A 19,741-nucleotide genomic window follows, 5' to 3' on the forward strand; every position below is an offset into this window, starting at 1 on the left:
GGCATTACCCCAGATGCATTCAGTTTTAATGGGATGTATTGTCGAGAACCCATTATGTTCTTCTCATAGCCACCAGACGCTGTTCTTCGAGCATATTGCACAGGAATCTGCCGTGTTGCCATCACCAACAATACACTTGCCAAAATAACTAGGAACCAAATGATGACTTCGATTAAAATGAACATCAACCCTCCATTATTATTGGCTGTTCTTGAGATAAATTCTTGAACAAATGATTGTGGAAGAGTAGCGATGATCCCAATCATAATCAATAGGGATATTCCATTACCAATACCTTTATCTGTAATTTTCTCACCCAACCACATGGCGAACACACAACCCGTAACCAAAATTATTACGGATGGTACGATAAAATCCAATCCTTTTCCTAAAACAAAGGCACTATCGGGTACACCCAAGGCGCCTAAGCTATATAGATAGGCAGGTGCCTGTACAATACAGATACCAATGGTCAACCATCGCGTTATCTGGTTGATTGTTTTTCGACCACTTTCACCTTCTTTCTGTAGTTTTTGCAAATACGGAATGGCAATACCCATTAATTGAACCACAATCGAAGCCGATATATAAGGCATAATCCCCAAGGCGAAAACTGATGCATTTGCAAATGCCCCCCCTGTAAAAGCATTAAGAATACCCAAAATACCACTATCGGTATTTGAGGTTAATTCTGCCAATTGGGCGGTATCAATACCAGGAAGCACAATTTGACAACCAAAACGGTATACCAAAAGAAGACCCAAGGTGATGATTATTCGATTCCTCAGTTCTTCAATCTTCCAAATATTGGATAGTGTCTCGAAAAATTTATTCATAGTATTGTATTGTCTGGCTTATAAATCTATGGCTTCACCTCCAGCTGCTTCAATGGCAGCTTTTGCAGTTGCTGTAAACTTATGCACTGATACTTTTAAGGAGGCCTTCAACGCTCCTCTTCCTAATATTTTCACCAAATCGTTTTTCCCTACCAAACCAATCTCAACAAGGGTATCAAAGGTAACCACATCCTTGATTACTTTTTTGTCGACCAATTCTTGAAGTTTCTCAAGATTGATGCCTTTGTAAACCTTTCTATTGATGTTGGTAAAACCAAACTTCGGAACTCGTCTTTGCAAAGGCATTTGACCCCCTTCAAAACCGATTTTCTTCGAATAACCCGATCTTGATTTCGCTCCTTTATGTCCTCTGGTCGCGGTTCCCCCTTTTCCGGAGCCCTGGCCTCTTCCTATCCTTTTTCCGTCCCTGTTGACAGCACCTTCGGCTGGTTTAAGATTACTTAAGTTCATCTGTTACTTTTTATATTTTTTATGTCGCTTGTAATTTCGGATGATCGCGATACCAACGATTCAAAAAAGTTACTATTCAAATCAATACGATTCAATTACAACCGATTACATATTAAGCTTCCTCTGTGGAAACCAAGTGTTTTACTTTATTTATCATGCCAAGTATATTCGGTGTGGTCTCGTGCTCCACAACCTGGCCGATCTTACGTAATCCCAAGGCTTCCAAAGTTCTCTTTTGGTTCTGAGGTCGCTTGATACTACTTTTTAATTGTTTTACTTTAATCTTTGCCATTATTTCTTGGTATTTAGTAGTCAGTTGTTCGTGATTTTGCTATCCAAAATCATAAAGACCCCTGCCATACTTACTTTCCTTTTATCCCTTAAAAACTTTTTCCAATGAAACCCCTCTTTGTTGTGCTACAGTGCGCGCTCCACGTAATTGCAAAAGGGCATCAAACGTCGCCTTAACAACATTGTGCGGGTTGGAAGACCCCTGGGATTTAGACAAAACGTCATGTACTCCAACAGATTCCAGTACGGCCCTTACGGCACCACCGGCGATTACACCTGTACCATGGGATGCAGGTTGTATATACACCCTAGCTCCCCCAAATTTTCCTTTTTGCTCATGGGGCAAGGTATGTTTGTCCAGCGGAATTCTGATCAGGTTCTTTTTAGCATCTTCGATAGCTTTTGCAATGGCAGTGGCTACTTCCTTGGATTTACCCAAACCATGACCTACAACACCAGCTTCATCACCGACCACTACGATGGCGGAAAAGCCAAATGCCCTACCTCCCTTGGTTACCTTGGTTACCCTTTGTACACCGACCAACCTATCTTTTAGCTCTAAACCTCCTGGCTTAACAGTCTCTACGTTTTTGTATTTCTGGAACATACTATTTATTAAAATTTTAATCCTACTTCCCTTGCTCCTTCTGCGAGCGACTTAACCCTACCATGATATAAATTACCACCTCTATCAAAGGCAACTTTTTCTATCCCGGCTTTTTTGCATTTTTCGGCAAGGGTCTTACCTACCAATTTTGCAATTTCGGATTTATTGCCTTTGGCCGATACCAAATCCTTATCCCTTGATGAGGCAGCTAACAACGTAGCTCCCTTGATATCATCGATTACTTGGGCATAGATTCCCGTATTACTTCTAAATACAGATAACCTGGGCCTTTCGGCAGTTCCAAAGGAAACTTTTCTGATTCTCCTTCTAATTCTTAATTTTCTCTGAGTCTTTGATAATCCCATGACGCTAATTATTAAGCTGATTTACCTGCTTTTCTTCTTAATTGTTCCCCAACGAACTTGATTCCTTTTCCTTTGTATGGTTCTGGTTTACGGAAAGAACGAATCTTGGCCGCGACCTGCCCTACCAATTGCTTGTCAAAAGAGGTGAGTTTTATCGTCGGGTTCTTTCCTTTATCAGAAGTCGTTTCGATCTTCACTTCCGGGGCTATGTCCAACACGATATTATGTGAAAAACCAAGCGCCAAATCCAATTTTTGTCCCTGATGGCTAGCTCTGTAACCAACACCTACCAATTCGAGTTCCTTGGTCCAACCTTTTGAAACCCCTTCGACCATGTTCAAAACCAATGACCTATACAGCCCATGTTTCGCCTTGTGCTCTATTGAATCAGAAGGCCTTGTAACCCAAGCTTGTCCGTCTTCAATCTTTATAGCCACACCAGAAAAATCTTGGGTCAATTCGCCCAATTTACCTTTTACAGTAACGACATTCTCTTTTACATCTATAGTCACTCCTTCTGGAATCGCTATCGGATTATTACCTATTCTTGACATTTTTTTACTCTTTATATAGTATTAATACACGTAGCATAAAACCTCGCCTCCAACGTTCTCTTGCTTGGCCTGTTTGCTTGTCATCACACCATGTGAGGTAGAGACAATAGCAATTCCCAGTCCATTGAGCACACGTGGCATGTCACCTGAATTGGCATACTTTCGTAACCCTGGCTTACTAATACGCTGTATTTTTTTGATTACTGGCTCTTTGGTCACCTTGTCATATTTCAAAGCGATCTTGATGGCACCCTGAACTTTATCGTCCTCAAATTTGTAACTCAAAATATATCCTTGATCGAACAATATTTTAGTTATCTCTTTCTTAACATTGGAAGCAGGAATTTCAACCACTCTATGTCCGGCTAAACTGGCATTTCTAACTCTTGTTAAGTAATCTGCTATAGTATCTGTAACCATATTTGTTAATTTTGGAATCGGTTTCCTGCGCTTGGGCAAGACCTAAAACCAGTTTATATTCTTTAATTACCAGCTGGCTTTTTTAACACCTGGAATCAACCCTTGATTTGCCATTTCCCTGAATGTAACCCTCGAGATACCGAAAGTCCTCATATACCCTTTTGGTCTTCCTGTAAGTTTGCAACGATTGTGCAAACGCACCGGAGAAGCATTTTTTGGCAATTTTTGAAGTGCTTCATAGTCACCAGCTTCCTTCAAAGCCTTACGCTTTTCCGCATAGATAGCAACTGTTCTTTCCCTCTTTCTTTCACGGGCCTTCATTGATTCTTTAGCCATACTAATTCTTTTTAAAAGGTAATCCTAATTCAGTTAATAATGATTTTGCTTCTTTGTCCGTAGGGGCACTGGTCACAAAGGTAATATCCATACCGTTGATCCTATTGATCTTATCAATATTTATCTCCGGAAAAATAATCTGTTCTGTTACACCGAGACTATAATTCCCCCGTCCGTCGAAACCTGTTGCACGAATCCCTTGAAAATCGCGTACCCTTGGCAATGCCGAGGTAACCAATCTATCCAAAAACTCATACATTCTTTCACCGCGTAGCGTTACTTTGGCTCCAATAGGCATTCCTTTACGCAATTTGAATGCGGCCACATCCTTTTTGGATATGGTGGAAACCGCTTTTTGACCTGTGATCATCGTCAATTCATCAACAGCATGGTCGATCAACTTTTTATCGGCTACGGCGGCACCTACACCTCTACTCAGGACGATTTTCTCTAATTTAGGCACTTGCATTACATTTTTGTAACCAAATTCCTCTTTAAGCGCATCAACAATGCGCTCGCTATACTCTTTTTTTAATCTTGCAACGTAAGCCATAACTAAATTACTTCATTGGATTTCTTAGAAAATCTAACCTTCTTACCATCCCTTACTTCCACACCCACTCGGGTTGTTTCCTTTGATTTGGAATCAATCAATGAAAGATTGGAAATATGTATTGGAGCTTCCTTTTTAACAATACCGCCTTGAGGATTGCTGGCACTTGGCTTCTCATGTTTGGAAACCATATTCGTACCTTCAACAATGGCCTTGTTCTTTTCGATAAATACCTTTGTGACTTTGCCTTCGGTTCCTTTATGGTCTCCGGCAATAACCCTTACGGTATCTCCTGTTTTTATCTTTAACTTTTTCATTATAGTCTTAAATATTAAAGTACCTCAGGGGCCAATGATACAATTTTCATGAATTGCTTATCGCGCAATTCCCTAGCAACAGGCCCAAAAACACGTGTACCCCTCATTTCACCGGTAGGATTCAATAATACGCATGCATTATCATCAAAACGAATATAGGAACCATCTGGCCTTCGTACTTCTTTTTTTGTCCTCACCACTACCGCGGTAGAAACCGCACCTTTTTTGATACCTCCATTTGGGGTAGCCTCTTTTACCGTAACGACGATTTTATCACCGATCGAAGCATACCTTCTTTTTGTACCACCCAGAACTCTAATGGTCAAAACCTCTTTTGCACCAGTATTGTCCGCTACTTTTAGTCTTGATTCTTGCTGTAACATATTATTTAGCTCTTTCTAGGATTTCTACTAACCTCCAACATTTGGTCTTACTCATCGGACGGGTCTCCATGATCTTAACGGTATCACCTTCTTTACAATCGTTCTTTTCGTCGTGTGCCACATATTTCTTTGTTTTCAACACGAACTTACCGTACATAGGGTGTTTAACTCTTTTTACTTCGGCAACAACGATGGACTTCTCCATTTTGTTACTAGTAACAACCCCTACTCTTTCTTTTCTTAAGTTTCTTTTTTCCATAAAGCAGAACCAATTATTGGTTTTCCCTATTAGTTAATTCAGTAGCCAATCTTGCAACCGTTCTTCTTATTTTCCTTATCTGAAGCGGATTCTCCAATGGAGTTACAAAGTGTGCGATCTTCAAATCCGCATGCTGTTTTTTAAAGTCAGCAAGCTTCTCCGTAAGTTCTTCGACCGATAATTTCTTTATTTCTAAATTTTTCATGACTCCTTACGATTAATTCTGATCCGTATAATCCCTTGCAACAACAAATTTTGTTTTCACCGGCAATTTTTGAGCCGCCAAACGCAAGGCTTCCTTTGCAATTTCCTGGCTAACCCCACCAACTTCAAACATGATTCTACCAGGTTTTACCACGGCAACAAAATATTCTGGGGCCCCTTTCCCTTTTCCCATACGTACTTCCAATGGTTTTTTGGTAATTGGTTTATCCGGAAATATTTTAATCCATAGTTGTCCTTCCCTTTTCATATATCTTGTGGCCGCGATACGGGCCGCCTCAATTTGACGGGAAGTCAAGAAAGATGTATCCAAGGATTTAATGCCAAACATACCATTTGAAAGCTGATGACCCCTTCCGGAGTTACCCTTCATACGGCCTTTCTGCATTTTACGAAACTTGGTTCTTTTCGGTTGTAACATTTCTTTACTTCTTTAAAAAATTACTTTCTACGACGTTGCTTTCTCTGACCATCTTGCTTTCCTCCCTTATTACCACCACTTTGGCCTTTTTGCATACCGACCAATGGGGAAAGTTCTCTCTTACCGTATACCTCACCTTTCATGATCCAAACCTTGATGCCTAATCTTCCGTAGGTAGTATGGGCTTCATGCAAGGCATAATCAATATCTGCCCTGAACGTTGATAATGGGATACGTCCTTCCTTGTATGATTCAGACCTGGCCATTTCCGCGCCATTCAAACGTCCTGAAATTTGTACTTTGATACCTTCTGCGTTCATACGAATGGCAGCCGCAATCGACATTTTAATTGCCCTTCTGAACGAAATTCTACTTTCGATCTGTCTTGCGATACTGGCTGCAACCAAATTCGCATCGACCTCTGGTCTCTTGATCTCGTAGATATTGATCTGCACTTCCTTATTGGTGATCTTCTTAAGCTCTTCTTTTAGCTTATCGACTTCCTGACCTCCCTTACCGATGATGATTCCCGGTCTAGCGGTGGTCACGGTTACCGTGATCAATTTTAAGGTTCGCTCGATGATCACCCTAGATACACTGGCCTTTGAAAGACGTGCGTGTATATATTTCCTAATTTTGTCGTCTTCAGCTAGTTTGTCGCCATAATCATTGCCACCGTACCAGTTAGATTCCCATCCCCTGATAATTCCTAGACGATTTCCTATTGGATTTGTTTTCTGTCCCATTCTAGCTTGCTATATTATTATTAGACCCCAACACCAAAGTAACATGGTTTGAACGCTTACGTATTCTATGTGCCCTACCTTGTGGGGCTGGTCGCAATCTTTTCAACATACTGCCACTATCGACCCGTATCTCTTTTACGATAAGACCGGCTTCCTCCATATTGGCATCCTCGTTCTTGGCCTGCCAGTTCGCCAAAGCTGATAAAAGCAATTTCTCCAATCTTCTAGAAGCTTCCTTTGAATTGAATTTTAAGATGGCCAAGGCTTTTTCAACCTCAACCCCTCTGACCAAGTCAGCTACCAACCTCATCTTTCTAGGAGATGTAGGGCAGTTATTCAATTTAGCGAAAGCCATTTGTTGTTTTTCAGCCTTGATTCTTTCGGCCATTTGTCTTTTTCGAACTCCCATAGCTTACTTTTTACCTTTATTCTTAGCTCCTGCATGACCCCTAAATGATCTTGTTGGAGAAAATTCGCCTAATTTGTGACCTACCATATTCTCAGTGATATACACCGGCACAAATTGTCTACCATTGTGCACCGCTATTGTCAATCCAACAAAATCAGGTGTTATCATTGAGGCTCTTGACCATGTTTTGATAACGCTTTTCTTGCCAGAAGTCACACTCTGTTGGATTTTCTTATCCAAGCTATAATGAACGTAAGGTCCTTTTTTTAATGAACGTGCCATTTATTTTTCTTTTTATTTCTTTCTACGTTCCAATATATATCTATTCGTGCTCTTGGTTTTAGAACGTGTTCTAAAGCCTTTTGCTGGAATTCCGTTTTTAGATCTTGGATGACCTCCAGAAGCCCTACCTTCACCACCACCCATTGGATGATCCACGGGGTTCATGGCTACTGGTCTTGTTCTTGGTCTTCTACCCAACCATCTGCTTCGACCGGCCTTACCAGAAACCAACAACTGATGGTCTGAGTTTGATACGGCACCAACGGTCGCCAAGCAATCGGCCAAAACCAATCTTGTCTCACCAGAAGGCAATTTTACGGTAACGAACTTTCCTTCCTTCGCCATCAACTGGGCAAACGTACCTGCACTTCTTGCCATAACGGCTCCTTGCCCAGGTCGCAATTCTATACAGGAAATTATGGTACCTAGAGGAATACTGTTCAAAGGCAATGCATTTCCGATCTCAGGAGCGGCAGCCGCACCCGAAGAAACGGTTTGTCCAACCTCTAACCCATTTTGGGCAACCACATATCGTTTTTCCCCATCTGCATATTCCAACAATGCTATAAAAGCCGTTCTATTGGGATCGTATTGTATTGATTTTACTGTAGCCGCAACATCTTTCTTGTCTCTCTTGAAATCAATTATACGATACCTTCTTTTATGGCCTCCCCCTCTATGGGGCACGGTCATCTTCCCTTGACTGTTTCTACCTCCCGACTTTTTTAACGGAGCAAGCAAGCTCTTCTCCGGCTTATCAGCAGTAATGGCGTCAAATCCATTTACTACTCTAAAACGCTGTCCTGGAGTGATTGGTTTTAATTTTCTAACTGACATTTTTTGTCTTTATAGATTACTGTAAAAATCAATGATATCCCCTTCCGCAACATCGACAATTGCCTTTTTGATGGCGTTGGTCTTTCCGTGTTGGATTCCGGTTTTTGTATATCTGCTCTTTCTGGTCGGACCATAGTTCATGGTTCGCACCTTGTCAACGGAAACACCATAGGTTGCCTCAACAGCTTCCTTGATTTGAATTTTATTGGCCTTAGGATCTACTATGAAACCATAACGATTATGTAACTCGCTATCCGCCGTCATTTTTTCCGTAATAATTGGCTTTATCAACACACTCATGGTTTCCTATTTATTTAAGTTCGATTCAATCCCTTCCAAAGAACCTTCCAACAACACAATATTATTTGCGTTTAAAATCTTGTAAGTACTTAATTCTGAGTTAGTTATAATCTCTGAAAGCTTCAAATTACGCGAAGACAAATATACACCATTATTTGAATCTCCCAACACAAATAAAGATTTTTTGTTTTCCAGTCCCAAAGACTTCAACACCTGTAAAAAATCCTTGGTTTTTGGGGTCTCAAAACTGAAGTCCTCTACCACCATTACCGCCTTCTCCTTGGTCTTGATACTCAAGGCGGATTTCCTTGCCAAACGCTTCACGTTTTTGTTCAATTTCTGGGTATAATCCTTAGGTCTTGGGCCGAATATACGACCACCACCCCTAAAGATCGGGGATTTAATACTACCGGCCCTTGCCGTACCAGTACCTTTCTGCTTTTTGATCTTTCGGGTACTACCAGCAATCTCAGCGCGCTCCTTGGCCTTGTGGGTCCCTTGTCTTTGATGTGCCAAATACTGCTTTACATCAAGATAGATTGCGTGATTATTGGGTTCTATTGCGAAAACAGTGTCTAAAAGGTCTACCTTTCTTCCTGTTTCTTTTCCTTTAATATCTAAAACTGCTACTTTCATTACTGCCACCTTTTAATGGTTACGTAAGCATTCTTATGCCCAGGAACACAACCTTTTACAACTAATAGATTTTTTTCCGGAACTACTTTTAAAACTTTCAGGTTTTGGATCGTTACCTTATCTCCACCCATTCTACCAGCCATTTTCATTCCTTTGAATACTCTCGCAGGATAGGAGGCAGCCCCAATGGAACCAGGGGCACGAAGTCTATTGTGCTGCCCATGTGTAGCTTGCCCAACCCCGGCAAAACCGTGTCTTTTAACCACACCTTGGAACCCTTTTCCCTTTGACGTTCCTATAACGTCAACAAATTCACCTTCTACAAATACATCAACACCTACGGTGTCCCCTAATTTGTAATCTCCTTCAAATCCTTGGAATTCCATGACTTTTTTCTTGGGAGAAGCACCTGCTTTTTTAAAGTGACCTACTTCGGCCTTATTAGCACGTTTTTCTGCCTTGTCATCGAAACCAAGTTGAAGGGCATTGTACCCGTCAACCTCTTCGGTTCTGACTTGGGTAACTACGCATGGTCCGGCTTCAATGACAGTACAGGGAATATTCTTCCCATTCTCGTCAAAGATGCTGGTCATACCTACTTTTCTTCCTATTAACCCAGACATATAATTATTATTTATTTATTACTTGACTATTATTTATTAAAAAAAATCAGGGTCAAAAAACAATTCAACCCTGAATTAATTTTTTTTACCGTTTTTCCCTGGCACGCAGCTCGGGACATGTACTAATTCAGAATTCTGAAATCTGAATTCCAAATTATACCTTTATCTCTACCTCAACACCACTGGGAAGTTCTAACTTCATCAAGGCATCGATGGTCTTTGACGATGAACTGTAAATATCCAACAACCGCTTATACGAGCTCAACTGGAATTGTTCCCTCGATTTTTTGTTCACGTGTGGTGAACGCAAGACCGTAAAGATTTTCTTATGTGTTGGCAAAGGAATCGGTCCTGTAACCACAGCACCCGTAGTCTTTACCGTTTTTACGATTTTCTCAGCAGACTTATCCACTAAATTGTAATCGTAGGATTTTAGTTTTATTCTAATTTTCTGACTCATTTTCTAAAATTTAAGCGGTTACCCCTTTTGCTGACTTAATCACTTCCTCTGCAATATTCGATGGCGTCTCGGCATAGTGCGAGAACTCCATGGTCGATGTTGCCCTACCTGAAGATAATGTTCTTAATGAGGTAACATACCCGAACATTTCAGATAAAGGAACAGTTCCTTTAACCACCTTGGCGCCTGCCCTATCGCTCATGTCACCGATAGTTCCTCTTCTTCGGTTCAAATCACCAACAATATCACCCATGTTTTCTTCTGGAGTGATTACTTCCAACTTCATAATAGGTTCCATGATTACGGCACCAGCAGCTTTACCAGCGGCTTTATATCCCATTTTTGCAGCCAACTCGAAAGAAAGCGCATCAGAATCCACAGGGTGGAAAGATCCATCCTTAAGCACCACCTTCATCGTGTCCATTTCATAGCCCGCAAGCGGTCCATTCTTCATGGCAGCCTTAAAGCCCTTCTCTACAGATGGAATGAATTCTTTTGGAATACGACCACCTTTTATTTCATCAACAAACTGCAATCCTGTTCCTTCGAAATCCGCATCCGCAGGACCCATTTCAAATACAATATCACCGAATTTACCGCGACCACCTGATTGTTTCTTGTAAACTTCCCTATGGCTGGCAAACTTGGTCAAGGATTCCTTATACTCCACTTGTGGCTGACCTTGGTTCACTTCTACCTTGAATTCCCTTCGTAATCGGTCAACAATAATATCCAAGTGAAGCTCACCCATACCTGAAATAATGGTCTGGCCCGATGCTTCATCGGTTTTTACTTGGAATGTTGGATCCTCTTCGGCCAACTTGGCCAAGGCCATACCCAACTTATCAACATCGACCTTGGTCTTAGGTTCTACCGCAATACCGATAACGGGCTCCGGAAAGTTCATACTCTCTAAGATGATCGGATGTTTTTCGGAAGACATGGTATCACCGGTCTTGATATCCTTAAATCCTACTGCAGCACCTATATCACCAGCTTCGATATAATCGATAGCATTTTGCTTGTTGGAGTGCATTTGATAAATACGTGAGATTCGTTCTTTTTTCCCTGAACGATTGTTCAAGATATAAGAACCGGCATCCAAACGACCTGAATAGGTCCTAAAGAAAGCCAATCGACCCACAAATGGATCTGTAGCAATCTTGAAGGCCAAGGCAGCGAAAGGCTCTTTTACATTTGGCTTTCTACTGATTTTTTCGCCTGTATCGGGGTCGATGCCAATAATAGCGTCCTTATCGATAGGAGAAGGTAAGTACCTACATACCGCATCCAATAAAAATTGAACGCCTTTATTTTTAAAGGAAGAACCACAAATCATCGGAATGATGGCCCTATCCATAACCGCGGCTCTTAAAGCAGCATACACTTCATCTTCAGTAATGGAATCTTCATCCTCGAAGAATTTTTCCATTAAATTTTCATCATATTCAGCAACGGCCTCAATCAAGGCTGCACGGTACTGGCGCACCTCATCCTTCATTTCTTCGGGAATGTCAATTACATCAAAAGTAGCGCCGAAACCTTCTTCATGCCAAACAATGGCTCTATTCTTTGCCAAATCAACGATACCTCTAAAATCGGCCTCATCACCAATGGGCAAAACGATAGGAACCGCATTGGAACCCAACATTTCCTTGACCTGCTTGCAAACCATCAAAAAGTTCGCACCCTGTCGGTCCATTTTATTCACGAAACCAATTCGTGGCACCTTATAGTTATCGGCAAGTCTCCAGTTTGTTTCGGATTGTGGTTCAACACCATCAACCGCACTGAACAAGAATACCAAACCATCCAAAACCCGTAGCGATCGGTTTACCTCTACGGTAAAATCAACGTGGCCGGGAGTGTCTATAATATTAAAGTGGTAAGGCATGGTATCATCCGTTACCTTTCCGTTTACCATTGGAAAATTCCATGTACAGGTTGTAGCAGCGGAAGTAATGGTAATACCACGTTCCTGCTCCTGCTCCATCCAGTCCATAGTGGCCGCACCATCATGCACTTCCCCGATTTTGTGACTAACCCCCGTATAGAACAATATACGTTCGGTTGTCGTCGTTTTTCCTGCATCGATATGCGCTGCGATACCAATATTTCTTGTATATTTTAAATCTCTTGCCATTTCTGATTAAAATCTAAAGTGGGAAAATGCTTTGTTAGCCTCGGCCATTTTGTGGGTATCCACTCTTTTCTTAACAGCAGCACCTTCTTCTTTCGAAGCCGCCAATATTTCACCTGCTAATTTTTGGGCCATCCCTTTCTCATTACGTCTTCGCGAATAACTGATAAGCCATTTCATCGCTGTGGAAATCTTCCTATCGGGTCGAATCTGCATTGGAATCTGAAAGGTTGCCCCCCCAACGCGTCGACTTCGCACCTCTACATGGGGCATCACATTCGATAGCGCATCTTTCCATAACTCCAAAGCCGTTTTTTCCTCGTTCGTGTTTTTTTCCTCTACAATATCTATAGCATCGTAGAATACATTGAATGCCACTGACTTCTTACCGTCCCACATCATCATATTCACAAAACGGGTCACTAACTGATCGTTAAACCTCGGATCGGGTAAAATTGGTCTTTTCTTTGCCTGTCTTTTTCTCATTACTGTCTTTTAAAAAAAGTTTTGATTACTTCTTGGGTCGTTTTGCTCCATATTTCGACCTACGTTGGGTTCTTCCTGCAACTCCTGCAGTATCCAGAGCACCTCTGACAATATGATATCTAACACCCGGCAAATCTTTAACTCTTCCGCCCCGTACCAATACTATCGAGTGCTCTTGTAAATTGTGACCCTCTCCTGGAATATAAGCATTCACTTCCTTTCCATTGGTTAACCTTACCCTTGCCACTTTACGCATGGCCGAGTTTGGTTTCTTGGGAGTTGTCGTATATACCCTTGTACATACGCCCCTCCTTTGAGGACACGAATCCAAAGCAGCCGATTTACTCTTCTTGGTAATCGTGGCCCTTCCTTTTCGTACTAATTGTGAAATTGTTGGCATACTATATATAATGTATAAAAATTGTACCCTTCGTTTAAGGGCTGGCAAATGTAGTAATATTTCATTATAATTCAAATCCCGGCAGCTTAATTTTAAACTTTTTTTATCCATCCCCAAAAAACCACAATAATTGGCCCCTAAATCCTATTATCCCCTCGCTTAAATTAGAGGATATTGAAAAATTTCTGCCTATTCCTATTTTTTTTAAACAAAATTTTTTAAAAAGGGGTCTTTATTGTCATTTTATTATTTATAAGGAATTCTATTGAATTATCAATAATTAATAACAAAAAGAATTGGGAAAGTTGTATTATTCAAAACAACTCTTAAAGTTTTATTAAAATAAACTTGGATTATTAACGCTAAATTGTGATTTTTGCGATTAGCTAATTCAAATAATTTAAAAATGAGAACAAATTTAAGTGGAATCCTTACGCTATTATTAGCGTTTGTTGTGCACATTACGTTTGCACAAGAGAAAACGATATCCGGTATGGTTTCGGACCAAAGTGGTCTGCCCCTTCCTGGAGTGAATATCGTTGTGGTAGGTACAACAAATGGTACTCAGACCGATTTTGATGGGAATTACTCAATCAAAGCATCAGTTGGTCAGGCCCTAATGTTCACCTACATTGGTCAAAAGGAGGTACGCCGGACCGTTGGTGCGGACAACAGTATCAATGTACAAATGGAAGAAGATGCCCAGGCTCTTGACGAAGTAGTCGTTACAGCGGTAGGTATAACCCGGAGTGAAAAAAGTCTTGGTTATAACGTACAGAGTGTGGAGGCGGAAGCGATCAGCGTGAAACCAAATGCGGATCTTGTGAATTCCTTGTCGGGTGCGACATCGGGTGTTCAGATCGTGAACGCATCGGGTGAAGCGGGTGCTTCGACCTTTATCACCATTAGGGGGTCGTCTTCGATCACCGGAAACAACCAACCTTTGTTTATTGTAAATGGCCAGCCCATTGACACAGGTGGTGGGGACAGTGGAACCGGCGGAGTGAATACTTCGAACAGGACCATTGACATCAACCCTGATGACATTGCAACCCTTTCCGTATTGAAAGGTGGAGCTGCAACGGCCCTTTACGGGGTACGTGCCGCTAACGGTGCGATTATCATTACCACCAAATCAGGGAAGAACTTGACACAACGAAAAATCGAGTTCCATACTTCTGTAGGTGTTGATGTAGTGTCCCATCTTCCCGGAAGGCAAAAAAAATACTCCCAAGGAGTTGATGGAGCCTGGGCAGGAGGTAATGCTGCCTCTTGGGGTGCTGAAATCTCCAGTTTGGAATATGATGGTGACACCTCTTACCAATGGGATCCCTATGGTAGATTAGTTCCCAAGGGAACAGGAAACGGAAATCCTGCCCAATATTATGATCCTTACGATTTTTTCCAGAATGGATATCAACTGAACAATCGTTTCAGCATCAGTAATGGTACGGAGCAAGGGGATTACTACTTTTCACTGTCCAATTTGGAACAAACTGGGATCATCCCAAATAATGAATACGGAAGAACCACGTTACGTTTGAACGGATCTACCAAAATCTCTGACAAGATCACCTTTGGGGCGAATATGGCCTATACCAATTCAAGGGCCGTACAGATCCAAAAAGGATCGAACGTATCAGGAATCATGCTGGGTCTTTTAAGGACCGCCACTACGTTTGACAACAGTGCGGGCTATGAATTTCCTGATGGATCACAACGTAACTATAGAAACGGTGGTGGGTATGATAACCCATATTGGACAGCGAACAATATTGCTTACGAGGAAGATGTAAATCGTTTTACGGGGAACATTAACCTTAGCGTGCAATTCACCGATGACTTGAGTTTGAATTATAATACGGGTATCGATTGGTACAATACGAAGTATGTAGATCGATTCAAAATCGGATCAAGAGGTAACCCAACAGGGTACTTAGGGGAATATATGGAATTCAACAGTGTTTTCAATTCGGATCTTCTGTTGACCTACAGAAAGGATGTTACTGATAAATTTAACATGAGCCTTACCTTGGGTAATAACTTCTTTTCGGATTATAACAAGTTTCTATTTGGTGATGCCACAGGTTTGGAAATCCCTGATTTTTATCAGTTGAACAACTCCAGTGCCAATACCACCCAAACCGGAACGGCAAATTATAGGACGTCGGCAGTTTTTGCAGACGTTCAATTCTCGTATGATGATATGCTCTTTTTAGGGTTTACGGGTCGGAATGACTGGGCAACAACAATGCCACAGCAGAACAAATCGGCGTTTTATCCATCAGCTAGTTTCGGATTTGTCTTTAGTGAGTTAGGGGATATAAAAAGTGACTTCTTTAGTTTTGGTAAATTAAGGGCCTCTGCCGCACGTACGGCCAACATTGCGCCAGTATACAGCACAAGTAATTACTATGAGGCTGCTAACGGAGGTGACGGTTGGACCGGTGATAATGCTGGTATTTCCTATCAATTCCCATATCAAAATCAAACTGCCTTTTTCGTTGATGATGATTTAGGTAATTCAGATTTGAAACACGAAACCCAGGATACGTGGGAAGTAGGTGCCGACCTACGGTTTTTCAAAAGTAGGTTGGGTATTGATTTTACCTATTTCAACAACACCAATACCGACTTGTTAATGCCGGTGCCTATTGCGGCATCTTCCGGGTTTAACTCCGTATTCTTGAATGCGGCCTCTATGGAGTCGAAAGGTATTGAAATCAGTGTAAACGCCAATCCAATAAAAACAGAGGATTTCTCTTGGGATTTTGCTGCGAATTACACCCAATTCACCAATATCGTAACCGGATTGGCCGATGGTGTTGACAATATCTTCCTTGGTGGATTTACCACGCCCCAAGTACGGGCCGTTGTCGGGGAGGAATACCGAAGTATCTTTGTGGAAGATTGGTACAGGGATGCCAGTGGAAACATCCTGATCAATGACGACCCTACAGATAGTTATAGGGACGGTTATCCGATGACCAATACCGCTCAAGGTTTGGTGCCTATCGGGAACTTTAACCCAGATTGGACCGCCAACATGACCAACACCCTTACCTATAAGAATCTATCCTTATCGTTCTTGATCGATGTGAAGAAAGGTGGTGTTATGTATAATGGTACCGCTTTTGCCATGAATTTCTTCGGGGTACATGAGCGTACCGTCAACCGTGAGGTGGATTACAACGCTGATGGTAGCATCAATTTTGACACTACGCCGGCTGAGAACTTGGTAGTCATGGACGGCGTCTACGGACATATTGGTCCTGACGGCGAAGTTGTTTCCAGTGGTGTTGCCAATGTCACTCCAGTTGTCCAGGACCAAGCTTGGTTCCAAGGGCAAGGTAGTAACTTTGGGGGTGGACCTTCTTCTGCGGCCATGGAGCCTGCGGATTGGGTACGACTACGGGATTTGACGTTCGCTTATAACTTGCCGGAAATCGGTAAAGTCATCAAGGGAGGTCAGATATATTTCTCTGGTCGAAACCTTTGGATAGACACCCCTTATTCAGGTATCGATCCTGAAACCAACTTAGGTGGTGCCACAAATGCCCAGGGTATGGATTATTTCAATAGCCCTGGAACCAGGAGCTATACCTTAGGCCTTAAACTGACATTTTAAAAAAAAATAGATCATGAAAAAAAATAGAAATATAACTTATAGAGGTCTGGCACTTATACTGTCAGTACTTGTTCTGACCATATCTTGCGAGAAATGGAACGATTCCGACATCAACGTCGATCCGGACAAACCGGCCGATGTACCGATGGGCTTGATCCTTCCTGGAATCCAACAATCCATGGGGTATAACCTTGTTGGAAACAACTCCGTGCGTACCAATAATATCTGGATGCAGATTTTTGAAGGAACGGATCGTCAATCCTTTACAGAAGGAAGGTACCAATTGACCGCTGCGGATACAGGTAATTTATGGACACCCATATTTGCCGAAATGATGATGAACTGTACCCTAATCATTGCCAAGGCCAATGAAGAGGGTTTGGAATCCCCTAATTTTGAAGGTGTAGCTCAAGTACTTATGGCAACATCTTTGGGTATTGGTACCGATTTATTCGGCGATATGCCCTTTACAGAAGCGTTTAAAGGAGGAGAAGGCGTCTTGAGCCCCGTTTATGACGGACAGCAATCCCTTTATGGAACGATCAATACGCTCTTGAATGATGCCATCGCAAATTTGAATAATACCAACAATATCATTGACGTGTCAGGGGATGTTATTTATGGTGGGGATTTGGACAAATGGATAAAGGCCGCCAACTCCATCAAGGCACGACATGCCCTTCAGTTGACCAGTGTAAATGGCAATGCCGCCTATTCAGCCGCGTTGGCAGCGTTAGCCAACGGGTTTACTTCCAATGCCGACGATATGTTGGTGCCATGGGAAGATGCAAACCGTAATCCCATTTACCAATTTATGGCAGAACGAACGGATATTAGAATGGGTGCCAATCTAATCGACTTGTTATTGGCCACAGACGATCCCAGATTGCCTTTTTATGCCGATGAGGATGCCGACGGCAATTATTCGGGTAGTGCCCTTAGGGCTCAAAATGGTGATGCCTCCTGGCCTGGACCGAACCTAGCGGCTTTTGATGCCCCGACCAAATTGATGACCTATTCAGAATTGAAATTCATCGAGGCAGAGGCGCGATTAGGCCTTGGACAGGCCGGTGCACAGGAAGCCTATGAAGCAGCAGTAGCTGCCTCAATTTTACGGGTAACCGGGGAAGACAATACCGCTTGGTTGGATGCGAACATCAATGGGGATCCTGTAACCATGGAGAAGATAATGACCCAAAAATATATCGATGGGGCCGGTACCAACCAACCCTATGCCGATTATAGAAGAACTGGTCTACCTAGCCTAACGTTGGCTCCTGATGCGGTTATCAGTGAAATCCCACGTAGATTTCCTTACCCACAAGCCGAATTGGATTACAATTCAGAGAATGTACCTGCGGTTACTTTATTAACCAAAGTTTGGTGGGACCAATAATCTTTAAAAACTAGAAAAATGATGAAAAATATAATAAAACATTTTGCTTTATTGGCAGTATCAGCGCTTCTTTTGGTATCCTGTGACTGGGATCCTGATGAGTTTGAAAAACTATCCAATAGCCCTGATCCGGCTGCCACATACTATATCCAGTTTAAGGATGCTTCAAAGGCCCTGCAGACCGGTGTTGACGAAGACGGTGAATTAGTGGACATTGAAACAGCAGTTACAGTTGGTATGTTAGGATTACCACAATCACAGGACGTGACTGTAAATTTCAGTGTAGATCCATCTACCACCATCGATGAAACCATGTACGAATTATCCGCTACATCGATTACCATCCCAGCAGGATCAACAACGGGATCTGTTACCCTTAAAACCAACACGGAGCTAATGCCAACTGGTGAGGTATTGGACTTTGTCTTGAACGTTGATGCAGGGGCAAATACGGCAACTGCTGGAACGCAATTATCGTATACCTTGGAACGAATCAACTTCTGCTTATTGGAACTATCTGATTATGTAGGAACTTGGACAGGGGTCGATGCTTGGGATTATAATACACAAGTTACTACAAGCATTGATGCCGATGGTGATTTGGTAATGAATGGCATTGGCTTTGGCTGGTTCCAAGATTGGTGGGGCGAAGTAATTGTCACTAACGTTCCTGTAAAGGTTGACATCAATTTGATTACCGGTGAGTTCAGTATTGATCCGGACAAACAAACCGCACCTTATTTGACCTCTACGTATCTTGGCGACCCACAGCCGGCCTATTATATGACTGCCAGTGGTAAAATAACAAGTACTTGTGATCAAATATTGGAATTCAATTATTCCTTTATTCAAGGTGGTTCACCATTTGACGGTACTGCCTGGGGACCTGCATTCAAGGAAACCCTTACAAAGAGTTAGATTTTTTAATTTTTAATATCACAAAAGAGGCTGTTTATCAACAGCCTCTTTTTTTTACCTTATTTTTTAATCAACGAGAACTATCTTGTTGGGAATAATAGAGTCTTCTTAATCTTAAAAAAACTTACTTTGGGGTATTACTGCGCAGATAGTACCTGTTTTGGCATTTTTTAATAAAAGCCCAATGCATTTCCAATCGATCAATACCAAGCTGGATAAACTTCATCAAAACCGTGTTCATATTTCAAATAGGAAATAGATAGTACCTCAATTTCTTTATTCAAAAACCAATTTCTTCGATTGTAGCGTTATAGTGAAAGAGCAATCCACTGTCCGAAAAACCATTGACAATGAATTGAAAATCATTGGAAAATGCCGTTTTTGGAACTTTGATAAACCCTTCCCCCTTTTCATTCGTTTGCAATACCGGTTCCCACCCTATTAC

Annotated in this window: 28 protein-coding genes; 3 read left to right on the forward strand and 25 right to left on the reverse strand. The window is 41.9% G+C overall.

What is annotated here, in order from left to right; translation table 11 throughout:
* The 25 genes from WBM98_RS06905 to rpsL all read right to left on the reverse strand — a co-directional run.
* The coding region (locus tag WBM98_RS06905) for a preprotein translocase subunit SecY (protein WP_424365291.1) at positions 1-836 on the reverse strand (836 nt) is incomplete at its 3' end.
* Between the two features lie 18 nt (positions 837-854).
* Entirely contained in the window at positions 855-1,307 is a 453-nt protein-coding gene (gene rplO / locus WBM98_RS06910) for a 50S ribosomal protein L15 (protein ID WP_424365292.1), read from the reverse strand.
* A gap of 112 nt (positions 1,308-1,419) precedes the next feature.
* A complete protein-coding gene (gene rpmD / locus WBM98_RS06915; RefSeq protein ID WP_424365293.1) occupies positions 1,420-1,599 on the reverse strand; it encodes a 50S ribosomal protein L30 in 180 nt (59 codons plus the stop codon).
* 81 nt (positions 1,600-1,680) lie between these two features.
* A complete protein-coding gene (gene rpsE, locus WBM98_RS06920; protein ID WP_424365294.1) occupies positions 1,681-2,205 on the reverse strand; it encodes a 30S ribosomal protein S5 in 525 nt (174 codons plus the stop codon).
* Between the two features lie 8 nt (positions 2,206-2,213).
* Complete coding sequence (gene rplR / locus WBM98_RS06925) at positions 2,214-2,570, reverse strand: 50S ribosomal protein L18 (protein WP_424365295.1); 357 nt, start codon at positions 2,568-2,570, stop codon at positions 2,214-2,216.
* An 11-nt stretch (positions 2,571-2,581) separates the two neighbouring features.
* Complete coding sequence (gene rplF, locus WBM98_RS06930) at positions 2,582-3,124, reverse strand: 50S ribosomal protein L6 (RefSeq protein WP_424365296.1); 543 nt, start codon at positions 3,122-3,124, stop codon at positions 2,582-2,584.
* Between the two features lie 21 nt (positions 3,125-3,145).
* The gene (rpsH, locus tag WBM98_RS06935) at positions 3,146-3,544 is read right to left on the reverse strand and encodes a 30S ribosomal protein S8 (protein WP_424365297.1); all 399 of its coding nucleotides are present in this window, start codon (positions 3,542-3,544) and stop codon (positions 3,146-3,148) included.
* Positions 3,545-3,610: 66 nt separating this feature from the next.
* Complete coding sequence (gene rpsN, locus WBM98_RS06940) at positions 3,611-3,880, reverse strand: 30S ribosomal protein S14 (RefSeq protein ID WP_424365298.1); 270 nt, start codon at positions 3,878-3,880, stop codon at positions 3,611-3,613.
* Position 3,881: 1 nt separating this feature from the next.
* On the reverse strand, positions 3,882-4,433 hold the full coding sequence (gene rplE, locus WBM98_RS06945; RefSeq protein ID WP_424365299.1) for a 50S ribosomal protein L5: 552 nt from the start codon (positions 4,431-4,433) through the stop codon (positions 3,882-3,884).
* 2 nt (positions 4,434-4,435) lie between these two features.
* Positions 4,436-4,750 carry a 50S ribosomal protein L24 gene (gene rplX / locus WBM98_RS06950; protein ID WP_424365300.1) on the reverse strand — a complete coding sequence of 105 codons (315 nt, stop codon included), beginning with the start codon at positions 4,748-4,750 and terminating at the stop codon, positions 4,436-4,438.
* Between the two features lie 14 nt (positions 4,751-4,764).
* Positions 4,765-5,133 carry a 50S ribosomal protein L14 gene (rplN, locus tag WBM98_RS06955; protein WP_013993867.1) on the reverse strand — a complete coding sequence of 123 codons (369 nt, stop codon included), beginning with the start codon at positions 5,131-5,133 and terminating at the stop codon, positions 4,765-4,767.
* 1 nt (position 5,134) lies between these two features.
* On the reverse strand, positions 5,135-5,392 hold the full coding sequence (gene rpsQ, locus WBM98_RS06960; protein ID WP_424365301.1) for a 30S ribosomal protein S17: 258 nt from the start codon (positions 5,390-5,392) through the stop codon (positions 5,135-5,137).
* Positions 5,393-5,405: 13 nt separating this feature from the next.
* Positions 5,406-5,597 (reverse strand): 50S ribosomal protein L29, encoded by a 192-nt coding sequence (gene rpmC, locus WBM98_RS06965; RefSeq protein WP_424365302.1) that lies wholly within the window; start codon positions 5,595-5,597, stop codon positions 5,406-5,408.
* Between the two features lie 12 nt (positions 5,598-5,609).
* On the reverse strand, positions 5,610-6,035 hold the full coding sequence (gene rplP / locus WBM98_RS06970) for a 50S ribosomal protein L16 (RefSeq protein WP_424365303.1): 426 nt from the start codon (positions 6,033-6,035) through the stop codon (positions 5,610-5,612).
* A gap of 20 nt (positions 6,036-6,055) precedes the next feature.
* Positions 6,056-6,781, reverse strand: coding sequence for a 30S ribosomal protein S3 (rpsC, locus tag WBM98_RS06975; protein ID WP_424365304.1), 726 nt, complete (start codon positions 6,779-6,781; stop codon positions 6,056-6,058).
* A gap of 1 nt (position 6,782) precedes the next feature.
* Positions 6,783-7,190: a 50S ribosomal protein L22 gene (gene rplV, locus WBM98_RS06980; RefSeq protein WP_424365305.1), complete on the reverse strand. Its 408-nt coding sequence runs from the start codon at positions 7,188-7,190 to the stop codon at positions 6,783-6,785.
* 3 nt (positions 7,191-7,193) lie between these two features.
* A complete protein-coding gene (gene rpsS, locus WBM98_RS06985; protein ID WP_188313827.1) occupies positions 7,194-7,472 on the reverse strand; it encodes a 30S ribosomal protein S19 in 279 nt (92 codons plus the stop codon).
* Between the two features lie 12 nt (positions 7,473-7,484).
* Complete coding sequence (gene rplB, locus WBM98_RS06990; RefSeq protein WP_424365306.1) at positions 7,485-8,309, reverse strand: 50S ribosomal protein L2; 825 nt, start codon at positions 8,307-8,309, stop codon at positions 7,485-7,487.
* A 9-nt stretch (positions 8,310-8,318) separates the two neighbouring features.
* Positions 8,319-8,609 carry a 50S ribosomal protein L23 gene (gene rplW, locus WBM98_RS06995; protein ID WP_424365307.1) on the reverse strand — a complete coding sequence of 97 codons (291 nt, stop codon included), beginning with the start codon at positions 8,607-8,609 and terminating at the stop codon, positions 8,319-8,321.
* A 6-nt stretch (positions 8,610-8,615) separates the two neighbouring features.
* Positions 8,616-9,245 (reverse strand): 50S ribosomal protein L4, encoded by a 630-nt coding sequence (gene rplD / locus WBM98_RS07000; RefSeq protein WP_424365308.1) that lies wholly within the window; start codon positions 9,243-9,245, stop codon positions 8,616-8,618.
* Positions 9,245-9,868 (reverse strand): 50S ribosomal protein L3, encoded by a 624-nt coding sequence (gene rplC / locus WBM98_RS07005; protein ID WP_424365309.1) that lies wholly within the window; start codon positions 9,866-9,868, stop codon positions 9,245-9,247. The genes rplD and rplC overlap by 1 nt, the downstream gene beginning before the upstream one ends.
* 154 nt (positions 9,869-10,022) lie before the next feature.
* A complete protein-coding gene (gene rpsJ, locus WBM98_RS07010) occupies positions 10,023-10,328 on the reverse strand; it encodes a 30S ribosomal protein S10 (protein ID WP_008613600.1) in 306 nt (101 codons plus the stop codon).
* Between the two features lie 10 nt (positions 10,329-10,338).
* Positions 10,339-12,471, reverse strand: coding sequence for an elongation factor G (fusA, locus tag WBM98_RS07015; RefSeq protein ID WP_424365310.1), 2,133 nt, complete (start codon positions 12,469-12,471; stop codon positions 10,339-10,341).
* A gap of 6 nt (positions 12,472-12,477) precedes the next feature.
* On the reverse strand, positions 12,478-12,954 hold the full coding sequence (gene rpsG / locus WBM98_RS07020; RefSeq protein WP_424365311.1) for a 30S ribosomal protein S7: 477 nt from the start codon (positions 12,952-12,954) through the stop codon (positions 12,478-12,480).
* A gap of 25 nt (positions 12,955-12,979) precedes the next feature.
* A complete protein-coding gene (rpsL, locus tag WBM98_RS07025) occupies positions 12,980-13,354 on the reverse strand; it encodes a 30S ribosomal protein S12 (RefSeq protein WP_013305196.1) in 375 nt (124 codons plus the stop codon).
* Between the two features lie 406 nt (positions 13,355-13,760).
* Between rpsL and WBM98_RS07030 the strand changes: the two genes are divergently transcribed.
* Genes WBM98_RS07030 through WBM98_RS07040 form a run of 3 tightly spaced genes read left to right on the forward strand, consistent with a single transcriptional unit; the run spans position 13,761 to position 19,296 of the window.
* Positions 13,761-16,982 (forward strand): SusC/RagA family TonB-linked outer membrane protein, encoded by a 3,222-nt coding sequence (locus tag WBM98_RS07030; protein WP_424365312.1) that lies wholly within the window; start codon positions 13,761-13,763, stop codon positions 16,980-16,982.
* 13 nt (positions 16,983-16,995) lie between these two features.
* On the forward strand, positions 16,996-18,378 hold the full coding sequence (locus WBM98_RS07035) for a SusD/RagB family nutrient-binding outer membrane lipoprotein (RefSeq protein ID WP_424365313.1): 1,383 nt from the start codon (positions 16,996-16,998) through the stop codon (positions 18,376-18,378).
* 18 nt (positions 18,379-18,396) lie between these two features.
* Positions 18,397-19,296, forward strand: coding sequence for a DUF1735 domain-containing protein (locus WBM98_RS07040; protein ID WP_424365314.1), 900 nt, complete (start codon positions 18,397-18,399; stop codon positions 19,294-19,296).
* Positions 19,297-19,741 lie beyond the last annotated feature (445 nt).

This window comes from Maribacter sp., assembly GCF_049667165.1.
Classification (GTDB): Bacteria; Bacteroidota; Bacteroidia; order Flavobacteriales; family Flavobacteriaceae; genus Maribacter_A.

Excerpts from the sequence above, each read along its gene's own strand:
- rpsG (WP_424365311.1), bottom strand. The coding sequence starts at position 12,954 with ATGAGAAAAAGACAGGCAAAGAAAAGACCAATTTTACCCGATCCGAGG.
- rpsS (WP_188313827.1), bottom strand. The coding sequence starts at position 7,472 with ATGGCACGTTCATTAAAAAAAGGACCTTACGTTCATTATAGCTTGGAT.
- rpmD (WP_424365293.1), bottom strand. The coding sequence starts at position 1,599 with ATGGCAAAGATTAAAGTAAAACAATTAAAAAGTAGTATCAAGCGACCT.
- rplN (WP_013993867.1), bottom strand. The coding sequence starts at position 5,133 with ATGTTACAGCAAGAATCAAGACTAAAAGTAGCGGACAATACTGGTGCA.
- fusA (WP_424365310.1), bottom strand. The coding sequence starts at position 12,471 with ATGGCAAGAGATTTAAAATATACAAGAAATATTGGTATCGCAGCGCAT.
- rpsJ (WP_008613600.1), bottom strand. The coding sequence starts at position 10,328 with ATGAGTCAGAAAATTAGAATAAAACTAAAATCCTACGATTACAATTTA.
- rplC (WP_424365309.1), bottom strand. The coding sequence starts at position 9,868 with ATGTCTGGGTTAATAGGAAGAAAAGTAGGTATGACCAGCATCTTTGAC.
- rplE (WP_424365299.1), bottom strand. The coding sequence starts at position 4,433 with ATGGCTTACGTTGCAAGATTAAAAAAAGAGTATAGCGAGCGCATTGTT.
- rplD (WP_424365308.1), bottom strand. The coding sequence starts at position 9,245 with ATGAAAGTAGCAGTTTTAGATATTAAAGGAAAAGAAACAGGAAGAAAG.
- rplB (WP_424365306.1), bottom strand. The coding sequence starts at position 8,309 with ATGTCAGTTAGAAAATTAAAACCAATCACTCCAGGACAGCGTTTTAGA.
- WBM98_RS07030 (WP_424365312.1), top strand. The coding sequence starts at position 13,761 with ATGAGAACAAATTTAAGTGGAATCCTTACGCTATTATTAGCGTTTGTT.
- rpsN (WP_424365298.1), bottom strand. The coding sequence starts at position 3,880 with ATGGCTAAAGAATCAATGAAGGCCCGTGAAAGAAAGAGGGAAAGAACA.
- WBM98_RS07040 (WP_424365314.1), top strand. The coding sequence starts at position 18,397 with ATGATGAAAAATATAATAAAACATTTTGCTTTATTGGCAGTATCAGCG.
- rplX (WP_424365300.1), bottom strand. The coding sequence starts at position 4,750 with ATGAAAAAGTTAAAGATAAAAACAGGAGATACCGTAAGGGTTATTGCC.
- rplW (WP_424365307.1), bottom strand. The coding sequence starts at position 8,609 with ATGAGTGTGTTGATAAAGCCAATTATTACGGAAAAAATGACGGCGGAT.
- rpsL (WP_013305196.1), bottom strand. The coding sequence starts at position 13,354 with ATGCCAACAATTTCACAATTAGTACGAAAAGGAAGGGCCACGATTACC.
- rplF (WP_424365296.1), bottom strand. The coding sequence starts at position 3,124 with ATGTCAAGAATAGGTAATAATCCGATAGCGATTCCAGAAGGAGTGACT.
- rpsE (WP_424365294.1), bottom strand. The coding sequence starts at position 2,205 with ATGTTCCAGAAATACAAAAACGTAGAGACTGTTAAGCCAGGAGGTTTA.
- rpmC (WP_424365302.1), bottom strand. The coding sequence starts at position 5,597 with ATGAAAAATTTAGAAATAAAGAAATTATCGGTCGAAGAACTTACGGAG.
- rpsQ (WP_424365301.1), bottom strand. The coding sequence starts at position 5,392 with ATGGAAAAAAGAAACTTAAGAAAAGAAAGAGTAGGGGTTGTTACTAGT.
- rplP (WP_424365303.1), bottom strand. The coding sequence starts at position 6,035 with ATGTTACAACCGAAAAGAACCAAGTTTCGTAAAATGCAGAAAGGCCGT.
- WBM98_RS07035 (WP_424365313.1), top strand. The coding sequence starts at position 16,996 with ATGAAAAAAAATAGAAATATAACTTATAGAGGTCTGGCACTTATACTG.
- rplO (WP_424365292.1), bottom strand. The coding sequence starts at position 1,307 with ATGAACTTAAGTAATCTTAAACCAGCCGAAGGTGCTGTCAACAGGGAC.
- rplR (WP_424365295.1), bottom strand. The coding sequence starts at position 2,570 with ATGGGATTATCAAAGACTCAGAGAAAATTAAGAATTAGAAGGAGAATC.
- rpsH (WP_424365297.1), bottom strand. The coding sequence starts at position 3,544 with ATGGTTACAGATACTATAGCAGATTACTTAACAAGAGTTAGAAATGCC.
- rpsC (WP_424365304.1), bottom strand. The coding sequence starts at position 6,781 with ATGGGACAGAAAACAAATCCAATAGGAAATCGTCTAGGAATTATCAGG.
- rplV (WP_424365305.1), bottom strand. The coding sequence starts at position 7,190 with ATGGGAGTTCGAAAAAGACAAATGGCCGAAAGAATCAAGGCTGAAAAA.